This window comes from Streptomyces sp. TG1A-60, from assembly GCF_037201975.1.
In the GTDB taxonomy this organism is placed as follows: Bacteria; Actinomycetota; Actinomycetes; order Streptomycetales; family Streptomycetaceae; genus Streptomyces.
This window is the reverse complement of sequence record NZ_CP147520.1, coordinates 5,613,500-5,634,577: the sequence shown is the minus strand read 5'-3', so window position 1 is coordinate 5,634,577 and position 21,078 is coordinate 5,613,500. Positions and strand designations below refer to the sequence as shown.

Genomic DNA, 21,078 nt, shown 5'->3' with positions numbered 1-21,078 from the left:
ACCCGCCGTCCGGCCCGCTCACCCGAACTCGTACGCGTCCACCTCGGCGAGGTAGCGGGCCCGCCGCTCCTCGTCGTGCTCCAGGAAGGAGGCGGTGAAGGAGTTGCGGGCCAGCTCGCGCAGCCGCTCCTCGCTCAGGCCGAGCGTCCGCCGTACGGCGTCGAAGTTGTCGCCGGCGTAGCCGCCGAAGTAGGCGGGGTCGTCGGAGTTGACCGTGCACAGCAGGCCCGCGTCGAGCATGGCGGGCAGGGGATGGTCGGCGAGGGTGTCGACGGTCCGCAGCCGTACGTTGGACAGCGGGCACAGCGTCAACGGCACCCGCTCGCGCACCAGCCGTTCGACGAGGGACGGGTCCTCCAGGCACCTGAGACCGTGGTCGACGCGCTCGACACCGAGGATGTCGAGGGCCTCGGTGATGTACTCCGGCGGCCCCTCCTCCCCCGCGTGCGCCACACGCCGCAGCCCCAGCGCGGCAGCCGCCTCGTACACCTCGCGGAACTTGGCCGGCGGATGCCCGACCTCGGCGGAGTCCAGCCCGATCCCGACGATCCGGTCGAGATACGGCTTCGCGGCCTCCAGGGTGTCGAGGGCGGAGGCGGCGGACTCGTCCCGCAGGAAGCAGAGGATCAGCTGGGTGGAGACTCCATGTGTCTCCTCGCTCCTGCCCAGCGCCCGCCACAGTCCCTCGACGACCGTCCCCATCCCCACGCCCCGCACGAGGTGGGCCTGCGGGTCGAAGAAGATCTCCGCGTGCCGTACGCCCTGGGCGGCGGCGCGTGCCAGATACGCGTCCGCGAGGTCCGCGAAGTCCTGCCCGGTGCGCAGGACGGCCATCAGCTCGTAGTACAGGTTCAGGAAGGACTGGAGGTCCTCGAACTCGTAGGCCTCGCGCAGCGCGTCCGTGTCCGCGTAGGGCAGCTCCACCCCGTTCCGGGCGGCCAGCGCGAAGGCCAGCTCCGGCTCCAGGGTTCCTTCGATATGCAGGTGCAGTTCAGCTTTGGGGAGAGACATCAAGGCATCGTACGGCCGCTCTACCGCCGTTTCGGAAGCGCCACCCTCAACAGGTCGTGCGCCACGGTCAGCTCCCCCTCGAACCCGGCGGCCCGTGCCTGCCGTTCGAACTCCTCCGGATCCGAGTAGCGCTGGCTGAAGTGGGTGAGCACCAGATGCCGTACGCCGCAGTCGCGGGCCACCGAGGCGGCCTGCCCGGCCGTCAGATGTCCGTGGTCGACGGCGAGTTCGATGTCCTCGTCGAGGAACGTGGACTCGATGACGAGCATGTCGGCCGCCTCGGCGAGGGCGTAGACCCCGTCGCACAACCGCGTATCCATGACGAACGCGAACCGCTGTCCGCGCCGCACCTCGCTCACGTCGTCGAGCGGGACCCCGCCGATCGCGCCCTCCCGCTGGATCCGCCCGATGTCCGGCCCCTTGATCCCGCGCTCGGCGAGCCGCTCGGGCAGCATCCGCCGCCCGTCGGGCTCGACGAGCCGGTACCCGTACGACTCGACGGGGTGCGAGAGCCTGCGCGCGTCGAGCGTGTACGAGGGGGTCCCGGCCAGCACCCCGCCGTCCCCGTCGACCGGCGCCTCGACGATGCGGACCGTCTCCCGGTAGGCGGTGGCGTACCGCAGCCGGTCGAAGAACCGCTGCCCGGAGCGCGGGTAGTGGGCGGTGACGTCGTGCGGAACACGGTCGAGGTTGATCCGCTGGATGACACCGGCGAGGCCCAGCGAATGGTCCCCGTGGAAGTGGGTGACACATATGCGGTTCAGGTCGTGCGCGGCCACGCCGGCGCGCAGCATCTGCCGTTGGGTGCCCTCGCCGGGGTCGAGGAGCAGGCCCTCCCCGTCCCAGCGCAGGAGGTAGCCGTTGTGGTTGCGGTGCCGGGTCGGGACCTGGCTGGCGGTGCCGAGCACCACCAATTCACGTACGGACACGGTTCGTCACCCGGGGGGCCAGTGAAGGCCGCGCCCGCCGACGACGTGTGCGTGCACATGGAAGACGGTCTGGCCGGCGCCGGTGCCGGTGTTGAAGACGACGCGGTAGCTGTCCAGCTTGTCCTCGTCGGCGACGGCCCGTGTCTCGCGGAGCACGTCCGCGGCGAGGGCCGGGGCCTCGGCGGCGAGGGTCGCGGCGTCCTTGTAGTGCGCCTTCGGGATCACGAGGACGTGGGTCGGTGCCTGGGGGTTGATGTCCCTGAACGCGACGGTCGTCTCTGTCTCCCGCACGATCGTCGCGGGTACGTGCCCCGCCACGATCTTGCAGAACAGACAGTCGTCCTGCGGCTCCCCTGCCATCCGTTGCCTCCTCGCCACTGATGTCACACCCGTACCGGTGCATCGTATCGGGGCGTGTCCGTGGTGCGTTGGTCGTCCGCGGCTGAGTGGGGGCTTGTCGCGCGGTTCCCCGCGCCCCTGAAAGGGCGTGGGGAGACTACGACTCCGGCAGCAACGGTGCCACCTTCGCCGGACTCTCCTCAAGCTCCGCCAACGCGATCCGGATCGCCTCGTCGAGCTGGGGGTCCCGCCCCGCCGCGTGATCCTGCGGCGTCTGGACGACCTCCACGTCCGGGTCGACCCCGTGGTTCTCGACACCCCACCCGTACCCCTCCAGCCAGAAGGCGTACTTGGGCTGCGTCACCAGCGTCCCGTCCACAAGCCGATACCGGCTGTCGATCCCGACGACCCCGCCCCACGTCCGCGTCCCGACCACCGGCCCGATCCCCAGTGCCTTGACCGCCGCGTTGACGATGTCCCCGTCGGACCCGGAGAACTCGTTGGCGACGGCCACGACGGGCCCCCGGGGCGCGTCGTCGGGATAGCTGGACGGCCGCATGCCGCGCGGCAGGTCCCAGCCGACGATCCGCCGCGCCAGCTTCTCCACGACGAGCTGCGACGTGTGCCCGCCCCGGTTCTCCCGGACGTCCACGACAAGGCCCTCGCGGGCGACCTCGATCCGCAGGTCGCGGTGGAGCTGGGCCCAGCCGGAGCCGACCATGTCCGGCACATGCAGATAGCCGAGCCGGCCGCCGGACTTCTCGTGGACGTAGGCCCGCCGGTCCGCCACCCACGCGTGATAGCGCAGCGGCTCCTCGTCGGAGACGGGCACCACGACGGGGTGGCGGAGGTCGCCGCCCCCGGACGGCAGGACGGTCAGCTCGACCGCCTTTCCCGCCGTCCCCACGAGCAGCGGGCCGGGCCCGGCCACGGGATCGACCGGCTGCCCGCCGACGGCGACGATCGCGTCCCCGGCGCGGACGGCGACACCCGGCGCGGCGAGCGGCGCGTGCGCGTCCGGGTCGGAGGTCTCCGACGGCAGCACGCGGTCGACGCGCCAGCTCCCGTCCTCGTGCCGCGAGATGTCCGCCCCGAGCAGCCCCTGCCGCCGGTCCCCGGAGCCGCCACGGCCTCGCGGGGTGACGTAGGCGTGGGACGTGCCCAGTTCGCCCTGCACCTCCCACAGCAGGTCGACCAGGTCGTCGTGGGTGGCGAGCCGGTCGAGGACCGGGCGGTACCGGTCCAGTACGCCGTCCCAGTCCACGCCGCCCAGATCGGGGCGCCAGAAGTTGTCCCGCATGAGGCGGCCGGTCTCGTCGTACATCTGGCGCCACTCGGCGGCCGGGTCGACACTCTGCCGTACGCGCGAGAGGTCGACGGTGACGTTGGAGTCGCTCTCGTCGTCGTTCGAGGCGCGCCGGTCGCTGGGGACGACCTTGAGCTTGCCGTCGGTCCGGAGCAGGACGCGCTTGCCGTCGCCGCTGACCGAGAAGTGGTCGGTGTCGGAGGCCAGGTACTCCAGGCGGCGCTGGGCGAGGTCGTAGCGCTCCAGGGAGGTCTTCGGGTCCGGGTCGTCGGGTGTCGCCCGGGAGTGGCCGAGGACGCCGGTGACCGGGTGCCGGAGCCAGAGGACGCCGTCCTTGGCGGCGCGCAGCGTGGAGTAGCGGGCGGCCTCGACCGGGAAGGGGACGATGCGGTCGGCGAGCCCTTCGAGGTCGATACGGGTCGCGGGGGCGCCCTCGCTGTCGGGGGTCTCGTCCTTCTCGGGCGCCTCGAACGGCCGGCCGTGGCGCTGCGGTCCGAAGGGGGACGGGGTGGTCGCGGCGAGCGTGATGAGGTGCGGGCGGGCGCCGCTGACGAAGTGGAGGTCGAAGACGTGTTCGTCGTAGACCGGGTCGAAGGCACGGGCGGAGAGGAAGGCCAGGTGCTTGCCGTCGAGGGTGAACGCCGGTGAGAAGTCCTGGAAACGGAGCGGGGTCGCCTCGGTGACGGACAGGTCGGCGCTGTTGGCGAGCTTGAGCTGACGCAGGGAGCCCGGCCCGGGGTGCGACCAGGCGAGCCAGGCCGAGTCGGGCGAGAAGACCAGCCCGGACACCTCGCCGTCCTCGCTCCGGTCCACCTCGCGGACCTCTCCGGTCTCCCGCTCGACGAGCAGCGCCCGGCCGTCGTGCGCGGCGACCGCGACCCGGCTGCCGTCGGGTGCCACGGCGAGCCCGAGGACACGGCCCAGCTGCCCGGCGGCGAGCCGGCGCGGGGTCGCGCCGGGGCCGACGCCGGTGGCCGGGGCGAACTCCAGCGCGTCGTCGCCCTCCGCGTCCGTCACCCACACCACCCACTCCTCGCCCTCCACCCGGAAGGTGCGCGGCAGCCGGGCCCGCACGCCCTGCTCGGCGGCGAGCGCCCGGGCGGGGCCGGAGCGGTGGGTGATCCAGTGCACGGAGCCGCGTACGGAGACCGCGCTGCCCCGGGCCGTGTGGTCGGGCGAGGCGGAACCGAACCAGCGGGAGGCGTTCACCGGGAACGGCTGGAGGTCGGCGCGCTGTCCGCCCAGCCGGATACCGAGCCGGCGCGGCTCGGCGCCGTCCAGGTCGTCCAGCAGCCACAGTTCACCGACGGACGAGTAGACGACCCGCGTGCCGTCGGTGGCCGCGTGCCGGGCGTAGAAGCCGTCGACAGCTGTGTGCCGCCGCAGGTCCGACCCGTCGGCGAGGGAGGAGTACAGCGCCCCGACGCCCTCGTGGTCGGACAGGAACGCGATCCGGTCCCCGACCCACAGGGGGTACTCGAGGTTCCCGTCCAACTCGGCGTGCAGCCGCGCGAACTCCCCGGCGCCTTCGCCACCGTCGCCGGCGCGGTCGATCCACAACTTGCCCGCCGTGCCGCCCCGGTAGCGCTTCCACCAGGCGGCCTCGCGGCCCATCGGCGCGGACAGCAGCACGGTGGCGGGGCCGTGGGCGACGTCGCCGACCGGCCCGTACGGGAGGGTGGTGGCGGGGCCGCCGTCGAGCGGGACCGCCCGCGCCCAGCTGCGCCGGAGGCTGGCCTGGCCGTACGTGCTGAGCGCGAGGACCCGCCCGTCGGGGGTCCAGCCGCGCACCTGCGTCCGCGAACTGCCCCAGTACGTGAGACGTTCGGCGGGGCCGCCGTCGAGGGGCGCGACATGCACCTCGGGCGCGCCGTCCCTCGTGGAGGTCCACGCGAGGGTGGTGCCGTCCGGGGAGATGCGCGGATGGTTCACGGGCACGTTGTCCGCGCTGACCCGCCAGGCACGGCCGCCGTCGAGAGGCGCGACCCATACGTCGTCCTCGGCGGTGAAGGCGACCAGGTCGCCGTGGAGATGCGGGTACCGGAGGTAGCCGGGCGACACGGGCGACGTGGACGACGCGGACTGCGTGGACAGTGCGGACTGGGTCACTCGGTCACTGTAAGCAACGTGCGGCCATATGGGGAGGGGTTTGGATCATGTCACTCAACACGGGCCGCAGTGGCCGTGCGTCAGGACCAGCGCCCGGTCCGGCCCAGCAGCAGCGCCCCCGCCGCCGTCCCAGCCGTCGACGTACGCAGCACACTGGGCCCCAGCCGATACGCCTCCGCGCCCGCCTCGCCGAAGAGCGCCAGTTCCTCCGGCGACACGCCCCCTTCGGGCCCCACGACGAGCACGATCTCCCCGGACGCCGGCAACTCGGCCGTGGCCAGCGTCTCCTCGCCGCTCTCGTGCAGTACGGCGGCGAAGTCGGCCTTCGCGAGCAGCGCCGCGACCTGCTTACCGGTGGCCGCGTCCGTGACCTCCGGGAACCGCACCCGACGCGACTGCTTACCCGCCTCCCGCGCGGTGGCCCGCCACTTGGCGAGAGCCTTCAGCCCTCGGTCGCCCTTCCACTGCGTGATGCAGCGGGAGGCGGCCCAGGGCACGATCGCGTCGACGCCGACCTCGGTCATGGTCTCGACGGCCAGCTCGCCCCGGTCGCCCTTGGGCAGTGCCTGGACGACGGTGATCCGGGGCTGCTCCGGCGCCTCCTCGCGGACGGTCTCCAGGTCCATGACCACGAGCCGGTCCTTGCCCTCGGCGGCCTTGACGATGCCCTCCGCCCAGCGGCCCCGCCCGTCCGTGAGGACGACGTCCTCACCGGCCCGCAGCCGCTTCACGGAGACGGCGTGCCGCCCTTCGGGACCGTCGAGGACGAACTCGCCGCCGCAGCCGTCCGGCAGGGCCAGCGAGTCGACCACGAACACCGGAGCGGTCATCGGCCCTCGCTCCCGGCCCGGCCCCCGCCCTGGCCGCCGACCTGCGCGGAGGCCTGCTCGGCCTGCGCGGCTGCGATCTCGGCGGCCAGCACCTCGACCAGTTCCCCGGCCGGCAGGTCGCGGGCCATCCGGTGCCCCTGCCCGGCCCACAGCGCCATGCCCTGCGCGTCCCCGGCCTTGGCGGCGGCCTTGCGCAGCGGCGAGGTGAGGTGGTGGACCTCGGGGTAGGCGACGGGCGCGTAGGGGCCGTGCTCGCGCAGGAAGCGGTTGACCAGGCCGCGCGCGGGGCGTCCGGAGAAGGCGCGGGTCAGCTCCGTACGGACGAAGAGGGGGTCGTTCAGCGCCTGCTTGTGCACGGCGTGGGCGCCGGACTCACGGGTGGCGAGGAACGCCGTGCCGAGCTGGGCCGCGCTCACGCCCGCCGTGAGGAGGGCGGCGATCTGGCCGCCGCGCATGATGCCGCCGGCGGCGACCATCGGCAGCGCCACGGCCTCGCGGACCTGGGCGACCAGGGAGAGCAGGCCGACGCCGGCGCAGTCCCGCTCGGGGTCGTCCCGGTGGGTGCCCTGGTGGCCGCCCGCCTCGACGCCCTGCACGATCACCGCGTGGGCCCCCGACCGCTCCACGGCCTGCGCCTCCTCCGCCGAGGTCGCGGTGACCAGGGTGAGCGTGCCCTTGCGGGCGAGGGACTCGATGACCTCCGGGGCGGGGCAGCCGAAGTGGAACGACACCACCGGCACCGGGTTGTCGAGCAGCACCGCGAGCTTGGCCTCGTAGCCGTCGTCGCGCCCGCTGTCGGGGTCGCCCAGCTCGGCCTCGTACCAGGTGGCCTCACCGGCCAGCTGCTCCGCGTACATCTCTACCGCCGCCGCGGCGGGGGGCGCGGCGTCAGCCGCTCCGGTGGAGCCGGTGCCGGCACCGGGGTACTCGGGCTGCGGCATGAAGAGGTTCATGCCGAAGGGGCGTGACGTCAGCGCCCGCAGCGCCTTGATCTCCTGGTACATCCCGTCCGCCGTCTTGTACCCGGCGGCGAGGAACCCCAGCCCGCCCGCCTCGGACACGGCGGCGGCCAGTCGCGGCACGGACACACCGCCCGCCATCGGGGCCTGCACGATCGGCAGCGGGACGAGATCGGTCAGCGCGGAGGACATGACGGCATGGTGTCATGTCCCCCGGACAACGCCGAATCCGGTACGGCCGCGGGGCGCGTGGGGGCTCGTCGCGCCGACCGCGGCGAAGCCGCAGATCCGACACAGCTCCGCGCCCCTCGGGAGAACGGGGCCGCGCCCCTGTTCCTCCGTCCCTCAGGGGCGCGGGGAACTGCGCGGGCAACCACGCACGGCCCGCGGCCGAACGGACACGGTCAGCGCCCGTTGAACGCGTCCTTCAGCCGCGAGAACAAGCCCTGCTGCCCCGGCTGGAACTGCCCCGTCGGCCGCTCCTCCCCCGCAGCACGGCGAGCTGCCGCAGCAGCCCCTCCTGCTCGGGGTCGAGCTTGGTCGGGGTCTGCACCTCGACGTGGACGATGAGATCGCCGCGCCCGCCGCCCCGCAGATGCGTGACACCCCGCCCGTGCAACGGGATCGACTGCCCGGACTGCGTACCGGGACGGATGTCGACCTCCTCCAGACCGTCCAGCGTCTCCAACGGCACCTTCGTGCCGAGTGCCGCCGCGGTCATCGGGATCGTCACCGTGCAGTGCAGATCGTCGCCGCGCCGCTGGAACATCGGATGCGGCAGTTCGTGGATCTCGACGTAGAGGTCGCCGGCGGGGCCGCCACCGGGCCCGACCTCGCCCTCCCCGGCCAGCTGGATCCGCGTGCCGTTGTCGACACCGGCCGGGATCTTCACCGTCAGCGTCCGCCGCGACCGGACCCGTCCGTCGCCCGCGCACTCGGGGCACGGGCTCGGGACGACCGTGCCGAAGCCCTGGCACTGCGGGCAGGGTCGGGAGGTCATGACCTGGCCGAGGAAGGATCGCGTGACCTGCGAGACCTCACCACGCCCGCGACACATGTCACAGGTCTGCGCGGTGGTGCCCGGGGCCGCCCCCTCGCCACTGCACGTCGTACAGACGACGGCCGTGTCGACCTGGATGTCCTTCGTCGTGCCGAAGGCCGCCTCGTCGAGGTCGACCTCCAGCCGGATCATCGCGTCCTGCCCCCGGCGCGTACGCGACCGAGGACCGCGCTGGGACGCGGTACCGAAGAAGGCGTCCATGATATCCGAGAAGTTCCCGAAGCCGCCGGCTCCGAAGCCGCCCGCGCCCGCGCCGCCCGCCTGGGACAGCGGGTCGCCGCCGAGGTCGTAGACCTGCTTCTTCTGCGGATCCGAGAGCACCTCGTAGGCGGCGTTGATCTCCTTGAACCGCTCCTGGGTCTTCGGATCCGGATTGACGTCCGGGTGCAGCTCGCGCGCGAGCCTCCGGAACGCCTTCTTGATCTCGTCCTGGGACGCGTCGCGGCGCACGCCGAGCACGCCGTAGTAGTCCGTGGCCACTTACGACTCCGCCAGGATCTGTCCGACGTAACGTGCCACCGCTCGTACCGCTCCCATCGTTCCCGGATAGTCCATGCGCGTAGGTCCGACCACGCCCAGCTTCGCTACTGCCTCGCCGCCCGAACCGTAGCCGACGGAGACGACGGATGTGGAGTTGAGTCCCTCATAGGCGTTCTCGTGACCGATGCGTACGGTCATGCCCGAATCCCCGGCCTCACCAAGCAACTTGAGGAGGACGACCTGCTCCTCCAAGGCTTCCAGAACGGGCCGGATGGTGAGGGGGAAGTCATGTCCGAAGCGGGTGAGATTGGCGGTGCCGCCGATCATCAGCCGCTCCTCGTTCTCCTCGACGAGGGTCTCCAGGAGGGTGGAGAGCACCGTCGAGACCGTACCCCGGTCCTCGGCGTCGAACGCCTCGGGCAGGTCCTCGACCAGCCTGGGCACGTCGGTGAACCGGCGGCCCGCGACCCTGCTGTTGAGCCGGGCGCGCAGATCCGCGAGTGACGTTTCTCCGAACGGCGCCGGGCAGTCCACCAGCCGCTGCTCCACCCGGCCCGTGTCCGTGATCAGCACGAGCATCAGCCGGGCGGGGGCCAGCGACAGCAGCTCCACGTGCCGCACCGTCGACCGTGTGAGCGACGGGTACTGCACGACGGCGACCTGTCGCGTCAGCTGCGCGAGCAGCCGTACGGTCCGGGCCACGACGTCGTCGAGGTCGACGGCGCCGTCCAGGAAGTTCTGGATGGCGCGCCGCTCGGGCGGGGTCATGGGCTTGACGCCTGCCAGCTTGTCGACGAAGAGCCGGTACCCCTTGTCGGTGGGGATCCGGCCCGCGCTGGTGTGGGGCTGGGCGATGAAGCCCTCGTCCTCCAGCGCGGCCATGTCGTTGCGGACCGTCGCCGGGGAGACGCCGAGGCTGTGCCGCTCCGTGAGCGCCTTGGAACCGACCGGCTCCTCGGTGCCCACGTAGTCCTGGACGATGGCGCGCAACACCTGGAGCCTGCGTTCACTGAGCATCGCGCACACCTCCAGCTCGCTCTCCTGTGACTCCCCATTGGCACTCACCACAAGCGAGTGCCAACACTCCCCGCCCAGTGTACGGCGGTGGGGTGCGCCCCCGGCAAGGCCGGTCCAGCCACGTCATGCCGACGTGTACCGACCTGTCCGGCGATGTCGGACCGCGTTCCGCCTCCCTCGACCGCCACTCGGAGAGCTGGAGCCGGTGCCGCGGCAGGCGACGTGCGACCCGTCGCGGCACTAGCGTCGGGTCATGACGGTGACTTGGGAAGAGTGCGGATGGCAGGGATTGGCGTCCCGGGCCGGACGGTGCCGCCTGCCCGGCTGGGACTGCACGGTGGGGCTGGTGGTCGGGGACGGTTCGGCCCTCATGATCGACGCGGGTTCGAGCGTGGGTGAGGGCGCGCGGTTGCGCGCCGAGGCGGGCCGGCTGCTCGGTGGTGCCCGTGTGACACATCTCGCGCTCACCCATCCCCATTTCGACCATGTCCTCGGGGCGGCGGCGTTCGCGGAGGCGGAGGTCTTCGGCGCGGTCGGCCTGGGCGGTGTCCTGGCCGAAGGACGCGACGCCCTCCGCGCCGACGCCGTGCACCACGGTCTCCCCGAGGCCGAGGCCGCCGAGGCCGTCGGCCTCCTCGTCCACCCCCGCCACCACGTCATCGGCGAGTGGACCCTCGACCTGGGCGGCGGTCATCAGGCACTCCTGGCGAACGTGGGTCCGGGCCACACGGGGCACGATCTGGCGGTCCTGGTGCCGGGGACACCGGAGGTGGTGTTCTGCGGCGACCTGGTCGAGGAGTCCGGCGAACCCCAGGCGGGCCCCGACGCCGTGCCCTCCCGCTGGCCGGCCGCGCTGGACCGCCTGCTGACCCTGGGCGGCGAGGACGCGCGGTACGTCCCCGGGCACGGGGCGGTGGTGGACGCGGCGTTCGTACGGTCCCAACGGGACGCGCTGGCACGGCGCTTCGGCGTGTCGTAGCCCGAGGTACGGCCTCCCGGGGCCCCTTCTCCTATCGTCATCCGAATGCGCCAGTACTCACCCGACCTGACCCCTCCCTGGAAGAAGCCCGAGCCCGCCCCGGACGTCCCGGCCGACCCCGGTCTGGTCGTCGAGGAGCCCACCACCGGCTTCTGCGGCGCGGTCGTCCGCTGCGAGGCGGGCACGGTGACGCTGGAGGACCGCTTCGGCAAGCACCGTGTGTTCCCGCTGGAGCCTCGCGGCTTCCTCCTGGAGGGCCGGGTGGTCACGCTGGTACGCCCCTCCGCGGCGCCGCCCCGTCCCACCCGCACGGCCTCCGGCTCGGTCGCCGTCCCGGGCGCCCGCGCCCGCGTGGCCCGCGCCGGACGCATCTACGTCGAGGGCCGCCACGACGCCGAACTCGTCGAGAGGGTCTGGGGCGACGACCTGCGCGTCGAGGGCGTGGTGGTCGAGTACCTGGAGGGCGTGGACGACCTTCCCGCGATCGTCGCCGACTTCGCCCCGGGCCCGGACGCCCGCCTCGGCGTCCTGGTCGACCACCTGGTCCCCGGCAGCAAGGAGTCCCGTATCGCCGCGTTGGTGACGAGCGAGCACGCGCTGGTCGTGGGCCACCCGTACATCGACATCTGGGAGGCCGTGAAGCCGTCGTCGGTGGGCATCCCGGAGTGGCCGCGCGTGCCGCGCGGGCAGGACTGGAAGACGGGGGTGTGCCGGGCGCTGGGCTGGCCGGAGAACACGGGTGCGGCCTGGCAGGGGATCCTGGGGCGGGTGCGGTCCTACAAGGACCTGGAGCCGGCGCTGCTGGGATGCGTCGAGCGTCTCATCGACCACGTGACCGTGCCCTGAAGCCTTCCGGTCCGTGTTGACACACCGGGCCTGGTGGAGTGCTTTCCGCTCGCGCGGAGGTGATCCGTCGGTCAGCTCGTCCACACGGCAGGGCAGGGCGTTTCCCCCGCCGCCGCGGGGTTGACCGTTCAGTCCACCAGGTCCCGAACCACCGCGTCGGCCAGCAGCCGCCCCCGCAGTGTGAGCACCGCGCGCCCCTCCTCGTACGGTCCCGCCTCCAGCAGCCCGTCGGACAGGGCTCGCTCGGCCGCCGCCAGGCCTTCCTCCCGCAGCAACGACAACGGGCAGCCCTCCCGTAGCCGCAGCTCCAGCAGGATCCGTTCGACCCGGCGGTCCTCGTCCGCCAGCACCTCGCGCCCGGCCCCCGGCGATCGCCCGGCGGCCAGGGCGCCCACGTACGCGCCCGGGTGCTTGACGTTCCACCAGCGCACGCCCCCCACGTGGCTGTGGGCCCCCGGCCCCGCGCCCCACCAGTCGGCGCCGCGCCAGTACAGCTCGTTGTGGAGGCAGCGGCCGGAGGGGGAGGTGGCCCAGTTGGAGACCTCGTACCAGTCGAAGCCGGCGGACGTGAGCATCTCGTCGGCGACGAGGTAGCGGTCGGCGTGGGTGTCGTCGTCCGTCATGGGGACCTCGCCCCGGCGGACGCGCCGGGCGAGCCGGGTGCCCTCCTCGACGATCAGGGCGTAGGCGGAGACGTGGTCGGGGGCGGCTCCCAGGGCGGCGTCCACGGACGCCCGCCAGTCGTCGTCGGACTCCCCCGGTGTGCCGTAGATCAGGTCGAGGTTGACGTGGTCGAAGCCGGCCGCGCGGGCCTCCTCGACGCAGGCCTCCGGGCGTCCGGGCGTGTGCGTGCGGTCGAGGATCTTCAGGACGTGCTGCCGGGCGCTCTGCATGCCGAAGGAGACACGGTTGAAGCCGCCAGCGCGCAGGGTCGCCAGATAGGCCGGGTCCACGGACTCCGGGTTCGCCTCCGTCGTCACCTCCGCGTCGTCCGCGAGGCCGAACTCCTCGCGGATCGCCCCGAGCATCCGTACGAGGTCGTCGGCGGCCAGCAGCGTGGGCGTGCCGCCGCCGACGAAGACCGTACGGACGGGTCGGGGATCGTCGCCGAGGATCTTGCGGGCGAGGCGGATCTCGTCGGCGACCGTGTCCGCGTAGTTGTCGCGGGAGGCGAGGACGCCGCCGGTGCCGCGCAGCTCGGTCGCGGTGTAGGTGTTGAAGTCGCAGTAGCCGCAGCGGGTCGCGCAGTACGGGACGTGGAGGTAGAACCCGAGGGGACGCTCGGCCGCGCCGGCCAGGGCGTGCGCGGGCAGCGCCCCGTCGTCGGGGACGGGCTCACCGTCGGGGAGTGCGGAAGGCATGCCTTCCATTGTCCAGCACCGGGCGGCCGGCGGCTCGCGTCACTCCGCCCGCAGCACCAGCAGCGCCAGGTCGTCCTCCGGCGGCCGTTGCCCGAACTCGTGCACGAGCTGTCGGATCCGTTCGGCGATCAGCCGGGCGTCGAGCCCGGCGCAGCCGGCGAGCGCGGTGGCGAGGCCGTCCCCGTCGTCGAACATCCGGGGGCCGCTGCGCCGCTCGGTGACCCCGTCGGTCACACAGAGCAGGGTGTCTCCGTGGCCCAGGTCGAACGTCTCGGAGACGTACTCGCTGTCCTCGATCACCCCGAGCAGCGTCTGCGGCTCGGCCACGGCCCGTACGTCGCCGTCGGGGCGGAGGAGCAGCGGCAGCGGGTGCCCGGCGGAGGCGAGGGTGCAGCGGACGCCGCCGTCGACGGGAACGAGTTCGCCGTAGAGGAGGGAGAGGAAGCGGACCTGCGAGGCGTCGGGGTCGACGAGGCCGGGGTCACCCGCCGTGACCAGGGCGCGGGCCGCCGCGTCCGCCGCTTCGGTCGCGTCGTCGAGGAGGAGCTGGTTGAGGCGGTCGAGCACGTCGGCGACGCCGTATCCCTCGCGGGCGAGCAGGCGCAGCCAGGGCCGGGCGAGGCCGATGACGACGGCGGCCTCCGGGCCCTTGCCCTGCACGTCACCGATGGCGAAACACCAGCGGCCGCGGCCCGCCGGGAACAGGTCGTAGAAGTCGCCGCTGGGGCCGCCCTTGTCGCACGGCTCGTACACGAGGGCGCTCGACACACCGGGGATCTCGGCGACCGCGCCCGGCAGCAGTCCGCGCTGGAGGACCCGGCTGATGGTGGCCTGCCGGGCGTACTGCCGGGCCGCGCCGATCGCCAGCGCCACGCGCCGGCTCAAATCCTCGACCAGCCCGGTCACCTCGTCCGGGAAACGGAGGAGCCCGGCCCGGCCGATGACAAGGGTGCCGAGCGGTCGCCCCCCGGCAATCAGCCGGTACGCGAGCGCGGCCCCACCTTCACGTCCCTCCGCCGGCCGGACACCGCCTTTCTCCACCGGCCGGCCATTCTCCTTCTCCGCCGGCCCGCCCGCCCTCTTTTCCGCCGCCCTGCCCACCGCCTCCGCCGGCGCGCCTGGGGCTTGCGCCCCCAGCCTGCCTGCGCCTTGCTCCGCCGGCCTGCCTTTCTCCTTGTCAGCCGCCCTGCCCACGCCCTTCCCGAGCCCGCCTGCGCCTCCCTTCGCCGACCCGCCCTCCCCCTTCCCCGCCACCCCGCTCTCGTCCTTCTCCGCCGCCGCACCGCCGCTCTCCTCCTCGGCCGTTTCGCTCCCCGTTCCCGGCCATGGCACGGGCACCGCCCGCGAGCGCACCGACTCGGACAGCCTCGGCGGGTCCTTCTCCAGGGCCCGGCGCAGTTCCTCGATGCGGTTCTCGCTGCTGTGCCAGACGCGGGCGAGCCGGGGCGCCGGGCCGAGCGAACCATCGCCGCCGCGCCAGCCCAGCCCCTCGTCCTCCAGCCACACCGCGCACCAGTCGGCCAGCCTCGGCACCAGCAGTTGCCCGGCGAGGGCGGCGACCAGATCCTCGTCCAGTTGCCCGGCGAGCAGATCGGAGGCCTCGGCGAGGAAGGAGAGCGCACCCCGGTTCAGCCACTGCCGGTCGCGCTCGCCTCCGCCCCGCGGCACGGCGCCGACCGGATCGACCAGGCCCAGTCCCAGTCCCAGTCCGAGGCCGACCGCGCCGGTGTACGTCCGCGCCTCACCACCATCGCCATCCTCATACGCCCCCACGCCCCCCACACCGGCGTACGCCCCCGCTCCCCCCGCATATCCCTCATCCCCGGCGTACGCCTCCAACGCGTCCCCGACATCCAGCGCCCCGTCGACCGACAGCCGGGCCCACACGGTCTTCATGCCGGTCCGGTAGGTGATGCCCCACGCTTCGGAGAGGGCGGCGACGAGACGGAGACCGCGTCCGTACTCCACAGCTTCGTAAGGCCGTTCGGCGCGGTACGGGCGTGCGGCGCCCTCGTCCCGTACCACCCGGGAGGAGTGCTGGTCGGAGACCTCGACAAGCAGCCAGCCGGAGGCGTCGGGGTCGTCGCGGCCGAACCGGCAGAACAGCTCGACGTCCGTGCCCGCGTGGACGACCGCGTTGGTGACCAGTTCGCTGACCACGAGGCGCGTGTCCTCGACGAGGCGGGCGGAGAGGGCGGCGGCGCCGGGCAGGTCGAGCGCGGCCCACTCCGCGAGCGCGGCGCCGACGAAGCGCCGGGCGGCTCCCGGCGCGAGCGGACCCCCGGGAAGCGACACATGCGCCACCGGACGCCGGTCGACCTCCTTGTGCGCCGGCGCGTCTGGCACACAGGACACGGTCTCCCGTTGCGTCGGAATGGCCCCCACTGAGCGGCTCCCTGAGAAGTTCGGACGAATAGGCCTCAGGCGGCACGGACAGAGTGACAGACTGGCCACGCTCATAAGCGCCGAGTTACCGAAGTGGGCGACCATGAGTGAGAACAGTGCTACGCGGACGCTCGTAAGTGGTCAAAAAGAACAGCCGAACGGACGGACCGATCCGGGCAGTGGAGACTTACGGCGCGGCGGTCGGGCCGTGCCGTGAACAAGAGGGCGCTGAACCTGACGACGCGGGTGGGGCACATCGCCCAGGTGACGACAGCCGTGGCCGACGGCGGCCTCTCCGACGCACCGCCGGGAACGAGGCACCCGCGCCATGAAGCGCGTGCCCGGCGCCCCCGGCACGGCCGGCTTCGAAACCGCCGCCGACCACCTCACCCAACCCTCCGAGCCCTCCGAGCCCTTGTGGCAGGGGACCACGGCCGGTGGCCCGAAGGGCCGCGGGGAACTACGCGACAGGCCCGGTCGGACCCCCGGCCGCCAACAGTCCCCCACACACACATCCGGCGCTACGCCTCCCGAACCCCCGCGTACATGTCCTCGATGAGGTGCTGGTACTCCTTCTCCACCACCGGCCGCTTCAGCTTCAGACTCGGCGTCAGCTCACCGTGCTCGATGTCCAGATCCCTCGGCAGCAACCGGAACTTCTTGATCGTCTGCCACCGCTGCAGCCCCTCGTTGAGCCGCTTGACGTACCCCTCGATCATCTCGACCGTCGCGGGCGCCGCGATGACCTCCTCGTACGGCTTGCCCTCCAGCCCGTTCTCCGCCGCCCAGCCCTGGATGGACGGCTCGTCGAGGGCGATGAGGGCGGCGCAGAAGTTACGGTCGGCACCGATCACCATGATGTTGGAGGTGAAGGGGCACAGCGCCTTGAACCGGCCCTCGATCTCGGTGGGCGCGATGTACTTGCCGCCGGAGGTCTTGAAGAGGTCCTTCTTGCGGTCGGTGATCCGCAGGTAACCGTCGGGCGACAGCTCCCCGATGTCACCCGTGTGGAACCACCCGTCGGCCTCCAGCACCTCGGCGGTCTTGTCGGGCAGCCCGTGGTAGCCGTCCATGATGCCGGGGCCGCGCAGCAGGATCTCGCCGTCGTCCGCGATGCGCACCTCCGTGCCGGGCAGCGGCTTGCCCACCGTGCCCGTGCGGTAGGCCTCGCCCGGGTTGAGGAAGGAGGCGGCGGAGGACTCGGTCAGGCCGTAGCCCTCCAGGATGGGGATGCCGGCGCCGGCGAAGAAGAAGCCGATCTCGGGAGCCAGCGCGACCGAGCCGGAGACACAGGCACGCAGCTGTCCGCCGAACGCCTCCCGCAGCTTCTTGTAGACCAGCGCGTCGGCGACCTTGTGCTTGGCCGCCAGTCCGAACGGCACGGACGCGGTGCCGGTGCGGCGGAAGTTGTCCTGGCTGACCTTGGCGTACTCACGGGCGACCCCCACCGCCCACTGGAAGATCTTGTACTTGGCCGGGCCGCCCGCGCGGGCCTTGGCGGCGACCCCGTTGTAGACCTTCTCGAAGATGCGCGGCACGGCGGCCATGTACGTCGGCCGCACGACCGGCAGATTCTCGATGATCTTGTCGACGCGGCCGTCGACGGCGGTGATGTGCCCGATCTCGATGTGCCCCGCGAGGAGGACCTTGCCCATGACGTGCGCGAGCGGCAGCCACAGGTACTGCACGTCCTCCGCGTTGAGCAGACCGGTCGCGGCGATGGCCTTCCCCATGTACGCCCAGTTGTCGTGCGGGAGGCGGACACCCTTGGGGCGGCCGGTGGTGCCCGAGGTGTAGATGAGGGTGGCGAGCTGGTCCTTGGTGATCGCGCCGACCTTCTCCTTGACCAGGTCGGGCCTCTTCTCCAGGTAGGCGGCGCCGCGCTCCTCCAGCTCGGCCAGGGACAGGACCCAGTCCTCCGAGAGGTCCGCGCCCTCGGCGTCGATGACGATCACATGGGTCAGCTCGGGCAGTTCGGCCTTCTTCTCACGGGCCTTGGCGAGTTGCTCGGCGTTCTCCGCGATGAGGATCCTGCTGCCGGAGTCGGCCAGGATGTACGCGGATTCGTCGGCGTTCGTCGACGGGTAGACCGTCGTGTTGGCGGCGCCCGCGCACATGATGCCGAGGTCGCACAGGATCCACTCGATCCTGGTGGCGGAGGACAGCGCGACGCGCTCCTCCGGCCCCACCCCCAGCTCGACCAGCCCGGCCGCGATGGCGTCGACCCGTGCGGCGGCCTGCGCCCAGGTCAGCGGCTTCCAGTCGGCCGGGCCCTCGCCGGAGGCCGACGGCACCGGGTAACGGAACGCCTCCGCATCGGGCGTGGCCGCCACGCGCTCCAGGAAGAGGGCCGCCATGGACGGCGGACGGTTCTCGATCAGGGTCTGTGTGTCGCTCACGACATCCTCCGGGGCACGCGACAGCGCGGCTGGGTCATGGACTGTGCGGCTGGCTCAAAGCGGCTGTTGTTTAACTCGCGAGTAACCATCGAGTGGTGATCAGGGTAGAGGCCGGTTGGCCGGTTCGTAAGGGGCGGCAGGCCGTCACTTTCCACCGAGAACGACCGTACGAACACGCACCGGCGTCCCCCGGAAGAGCTGCGGGCCCGCCGCGCCGAAACGCGACAGGCCCGCATTGTGCCCGAGTAACCGCGGGTAACATCGGCTACCTCCGGCGGTGGCGACACTCGCCGCCGATGGCTATTTCTTGCCCTTGCCGCCCCCGGCGCTGTCGTCGCTGGACAGTACGGCGATGAAGGCCTCCTGCGGCACCTCCACGGAGCCCACCATCTTCATCCGCTTCTTGCCTTCCTTCTGCTTCTCCAGCAGCTTCCGCTTGCGGGAGATGTCACCGCCGTAACACTTGGCGAGGACGTCCTTGCGGATGGCGCGGATGGTCTCGCGCGCGATGACGCGCGACCCGATGGCGGCCTGGATGGGGACCTCGAAGGCCTGCCGGGGGATCAGCTCGCGCAGCTTGGCGACGAGCCGCACCCCGTACGCGTACGCCGCGTCCTTGTGCGTGATCGCCGAGAAGGCGTCCACCTTGTCGCCGTGCAGCAGGATGTCGACCTTGACCAGGCTGGAGGTCTGCTCGCCGGTGGGCTCGTAGTCGAGCGAGGCGTAGCCGCGGGTCTTGGACTTCAGCTGGTCGAAGAAGTCGAAGACGATCTCCGCGAGCGGCAGCGTGTACCGGATCTCGACCCGGTCCTCCGACAGATAGTCCATGCCGAGCAGCACACCGCGCCGGGTCTGGCACAGCTCCATGATCGACCCGATGAACTCGGAGGGGGCCAGGATCGTGGCACGCACGACGGGTTCGTACACCTCCCCGATCTTGCCCTCGGGGAACTCGCTCGGGTTGGTGACCGTGTGCTCGCTGCCGTCCTCCATCACCACGCGGTAGACCACGTTCGGCGCCGTGGCGATGAGGTCGAGCCCGAACTCGCGCTCCAGCCGCTCCCGGATCACATCCAGGTGCAGCAGCCCGAGGAAGCCGACACGGAAGCCGAACCCCAGGGCGGCGGAGGTCTCCGGCTCGTACACCAGCGCGGCGTCGTTGAGCTGGAGCTTGTCGAGGGCGTCGCGCAGTTCGGGATAGTCGGAGCCGTCGAGCGGATAGAGCCCCGAGAAGACCATGGGCTTGGGGTCCTTGTACCCGCCGAGCGCCTCGGTCGCACCCTTGTGCAGGGTGGTGATGGTGTCACCGACCTTGGACTGCCGGACGTCCTTCACCCCGGTGATGAGGTAACCCACCTCACCGACACCCAGCCCGTCGGCGGGCAGCATCTCCGGCGAGTTGGTCCCGATCTCCAGCAGCTCGTGCGTGGCGTTGGTGGACATCATGCGGATCCGCTCGCGCTTGTTGAGCTGCCCGTCGATGACACGGACGTACGTCACGACACCCCGGTAGGAGTCGTACACCGAGTCGAAGATCATCGCGCGGGCGGGCGCGTCCTTGACGCCGACCGGCGCCGGCACCTCCCGCACGACCTTGTCGAGCAGCGCGTCGACGCCCACGCCGGTCTTGGCGGAGACCCTGAGGACGTCCCCGGGGTCACAGCCGATGAGGTTGGCGAGCTCCTCGGAGAACTTCTCCGGCTGGGCGGCCGGCAGGTCGATCTTGTTCAGCACGGGGATGATCCTGAGGTCGTTCTCCATCGCCAGGTAGAGGTTGGCGAGGGTCTGGGCCTCGATGCCCTGGGCCGCGTCGACGAGGAGCACGGTCCCCTCACAGGCGGCCAGCGACCGCGACACCTCGTAGGTGAAGTCGACGTGCCCGGGGGTGTCGATCATGTTGAGGATGTGCGTGTTGCCCGGATCGTCGGTCGGCGCCCAGGGCAGACGCACCGCCTGGGACTTGATCGTGATGCCGCGCTCACGCTCGATGTCCATGCGGTCGAGGTACTGAGCACGCATCTGTCGCTGCTCGACCACACCGGTCAGCTGGAGCATCCGGTCGGCGAGCGTGGACTTGCCGTGGTCGATGTGCGCGATGATGCAGAAGTTGCGGATCAGAGCCGGGGCGGTACGGCTCGGCTCGGGCACATGGCTAGGGATCGCGGGCACGCAGGGTCCTGATTCTTGAGGCGTCCGCAGCCGTCTGCGGTCTCGGGTCGGAGCTAGCGGTTCTGTACGTAGGCACCATGGTCCCACGGGCGGAGAACTGCGACCGGTTTGGGCCGACCCGAGGGCTGCTGGTAGCGTGGTCGGCTGTGTCTCATGCCCCTCTACGCAGGAGGCACAACCCAAAGAAAATCAAACGGTGCCCGAGGCGTGCGCGGCATGTCCCGCATGACCCTCATGGCCTTGTGCACCTGTAGCTGAAAAGGCTCATTCGTGGCGAACATCAAGTCCCAGATCAAGCGGAACAAGACCAACGAGAAGGCGCGCCTTCGCAACAAGGCCGTCAAGTCGTCGCTCAAGACCGCGATCCGCAAGGCCCGTGAGGCCGCTGCCGCGGGTGACGCCGAGAAGGCCACCGAGTACCAGCGCGCTGCCGCGCGTCAGCTCGACAAGGCCGTCTCGAAGGGCGTCATCCACAAGAACCAGGCCGCCAACAAGAAGTCGGCGCTTGCTTCCAAGGTCACTTCCCTCAAGGGCTGAGCTCCACTTTTGATCTGACCGCCGGCTGGACCCAGAGCGGGCCCTCTCTCATCCGCTCCCACCCGGCACCCCGGACCCGTACGCGGCCTGCGTTCGCCACGCGGGTACAGGTCCACCATCTCGAACCAGAAGCCCCGCCGCCCGCCCTTCCCCAGGACGACCGACGGGGCTTTCGGCATGCGCGCTTGCAGGGCGCGGCAGACCGCGCCGCACTGAGAGCCACGGCAAACCGCGCACTTCCAGGGGCGCGGAGAACTGCGCGACAATCCACGACGCGCCCGCACCCGCCCACTCACCGCAGACCCTTGCCCGGGGTCGCAGGGGCAACGCCACGGCGGAGGGGACGGGTAGGCGCGGCGGGG

14 protein-coding genes and 1 pseudogene are annotated in these 21,078 nt (G+C 71.8%); 3 read left to right on the top strand and 12 right to left on the bottom strand.

Annotated elements, in window-relative coordinates:
- Positions 1 to 18 precede the first annotated feature (18 nt).
- From WBG99_RS24425 to hrcA, 8 genes and pseudogenes are all read right to left on the bottom strand, one after another.
- Positions 19 to 1,011 (bottom strand): adenosine deaminase, encoded by a 993-nt coding sequence (locus tag WBG99_RS24425; protein ID WP_338898356.1) that lies wholly within the window; start codon positions 1,009 to 1,011, stop codon positions 19 to 21.
- Between the two features lie 20 nt (positions 1,012 to 1,031).
- Positions 1,032 to 1,940, bottom strand: coding sequence for a ribonuclease Z (locus WBG99_RS24420; RefSeq protein WP_338898355.1), 909 nt, complete (start codon positions 1,938 to 1,940; stop codon positions 1,032 to 1,034).
- 6 nt (positions 1,941 to 1,946) lie between these two features.
- A complete protein-coding gene (locus tag WBG99_RS24415) occupies positions 1,947 to 2,300 on the bottom strand; it encodes a histidine triad nucleotide-binding protein (RefSeq protein WP_338898354.1) in 354 nt (117 codons plus the stop codon).
- Between the two features lie 136 nt (positions 2,301 to 2,436).
- The gene (locus tag WBG99_RS24410) at positions 2,437 to 5,646 is read right to left on the bottom strand and encodes a S41 family peptidase (protein ID WP_338900474.1); all 3,210 of its coding nucleotides are present in this window, start codon (positions 5,644 to 5,646) and stop codon (positions 2,437 to 2,439) included.
- 128 nt (positions 5,647 to 5,774) lie between these two features.
- Positions 5,775 to 6,524 carry a 16S rRNA (uracil(1498)-N(3))-methyltransferase gene (locus tag WBG99_RS24405; protein WP_338898353.1) on the bottom strand — a complete coding sequence of 250 codons (750 nt, stop codon included), beginning with the start codon at positions 6,522 to 6,524 and terminating at the stop codon, positions 5,775 to 5,777.
- Complete coding sequence (locus WBG99_RS24400; protein WP_338898352.1) at positions 6,521 to 7,675, bottom strand: nitronate monooxygenase; 1,155 nt, start codon at positions 7,673 to 7,675, stop codon at positions 6,521 to 6,523. The genes WBG99_RS24405 and WBG99_RS24400 overlap by 4 nt, the downstream gene beginning before the upstream one ends.
- Positions 7,676 to 7,887: 212 nt before the next feature.
- A pseudogene (gene dnaJ, locus WBG99_RS24395) lies at positions 7,888 to 9,023 on the bottom strand (molecular chaperone DnaJ).
- On the bottom strand, positions 9,024 to 10,040 hold the full coding sequence (gene hrcA, locus WBG99_RS24390) for a heat-inducible transcriptional repressor HrcA (protein WP_338900473.1): 1,017 nt from the start codon (positions 10,038 to 10,040) through the stop codon (positions 9,024 to 9,026).
- Positions 10,041 to 10,293: 253 nt separating this feature from the next.
- Between hrcA and WBG99_RS24385 the strand changes: the two genes are divergently transcribed.
- Both WBG99_RS24385 and WBG99_RS24380 read left to right on the top strand, forming a co-directional pair.
- On the top strand, positions 10,294 to 11,019 hold the full coding sequence (locus tag WBG99_RS24385) for an MBL fold metallo-hydrolase (RefSeq protein WP_338898351.1): 726 nt from the start codon (positions 10,294 to 10,296) through the stop codon (positions 11,017 to 11,019).
- A 45-nt stretch (positions 11,020 to 11,064) separates the two neighbouring features.
- Entirely contained in the window at positions 11,065 to 11,865 is an 801-nt protein-coding gene (locus WBG99_RS24380) for a DUF3097 domain-containing protein (protein ID WP_338898350.1), read from the top strand.
- Between the two features lie 128 nt (positions 11,866 to 11,993).
- Here the strand turns inward: WBG99_RS24380 and hemW are convergent, their stop codons facing one another.
- The 4 genes from hemW to lepA all read right to left on the bottom strand — a co-directional run bounded on the left by hemW (position 11,994) and on the right by lepA (position 20,179).
- On the bottom strand, positions 11,994 to 13,226 hold the full coding sequence (gene hemW / locus WBG99_RS24375) for a radical SAM family heme chaperone HemW (protein ID WP_338898349.1): 1,233 nt from the start codon (positions 13,224 to 13,226) through the stop codon (positions 11,994 to 11,996).
- 39 nt (positions 13,227 to 13,265) lie between these two features.
- Positions 13,266 to 15,572: an ATP-binding SpoIIE family protein phosphatase gene (locus WBG99_RS24370; RefSeq protein ID WP_338898348.1), complete on the bottom strand. Its 2,307-nt coding sequence runs from the start codon at positions 15,570 to 15,572 to the stop codon at positions 13,266 to 13,268.
- Positions 15,573 to 16,132: 560 nt separating this feature from the next.
- The gene (locus WBG99_RS24365) at positions 16,133 to 18,010 is read right to left on the bottom strand and encodes a long-chain fatty acid--CoA ligase (RefSeq protein WP_338898347.1); all 1,878 of its coding nucleotides are present in this window, start codon (positions 18,008 to 18,010) and stop codon (positions 16,133 to 16,135) included.
- Positions 18,011 to 18,310: 300 nt separating this feature from the next.
- Positions 18,311 to 20,179 (bottom strand): translation elongation factor 4, encoded by a 1,869-nt coding sequence (gene lepA, locus WBG99_RS24360; RefSeq protein ID WP_338898346.1) that lies wholly within the window; start codon positions 20,177 to 20,179, stop codon positions 18,311 to 18,313.
- A 270-nt stretch (positions 20,180 to 20,449) separates the two neighbouring features.
- On the opposite strand from lepA, the gene rpsT reads away from it, so the two are divergent.
- Positions 20,450 to 20,716, top strand: a complete 267-nt coding sequence (gene rpsT, locus WBG99_RS24355; RefSeq protein ID WP_338898345.1) for a 30S ribosomal protein S20 — start codon at positions 20,450 to 20,452, stop codon at positions 20,714 to 20,716.
- Positions 20,717 to 21,078: the final 362 nt, after the last annotated feature.

What these genes read in the sequence shown, in the direction of transcription:
- hrcA (WP_338900473.1), bottom strand. Translation starts at nt 10,040, where the DNA reads ATGCTCAGTGAACGCAGGCTCCAGGTGTTGCGCGCCATCGTCCAGGAC.
- WBG99_RS24405 (WP_338898353.1), bottom strand. Translation starts at nt 6,524, where the DNA reads ATGACCGCTCCGGTGTTCGTGGTCGACTCGCTGGCCCTGCCGGACGGC.
- hemW (WP_338898349.1), bottom strand. Translation starts at nt 13,226, where the DNA reads ATGCCTTCCGCACTCCCCGACGGTGAGCCCGTCCCCGACGACGGGGCG.
- WBG99_RS24380 (WP_338898350.1), top strand. Translation starts at nt 11,065, where the DNA reads ATGCGCCAGTACTCACCCGACCTGACCCCTCCCTGGAAGAAGCCCGAG.
- WBG99_RS24425 (WP_338898356.1), bottom strand. Translation starts at nt 1,011, where the DNA reads ATGTCTCTCCCCAAAGCTGAACTGCACCTGCATATCGAAGGAACCCTG.
- WBG99_RS24385 (WP_338898351.1), top strand. Translation starts at nt 10,294, where the DNA reads ATGACGGTGACTTGGGAAGAGTGCGGATGGCAGGGATTGGCGTCCCGG.
- WBG99_RS24400 (WP_338898352.1), bottom strand. Translation starts at nt 7,675, where the DNA reads ATGTCCTCCGCGCTGACCGATCTCGTCCCGCTGCCGATCGTGCAGGCC.
- WBG99_RS24415 (WP_338898354.1), bottom strand. Translation starts at nt 2,300, where the DNA reads ATGGCAGGGGAGCCGCAGGACGACTGTCTGTTCTGCAAGATCGTGGCG.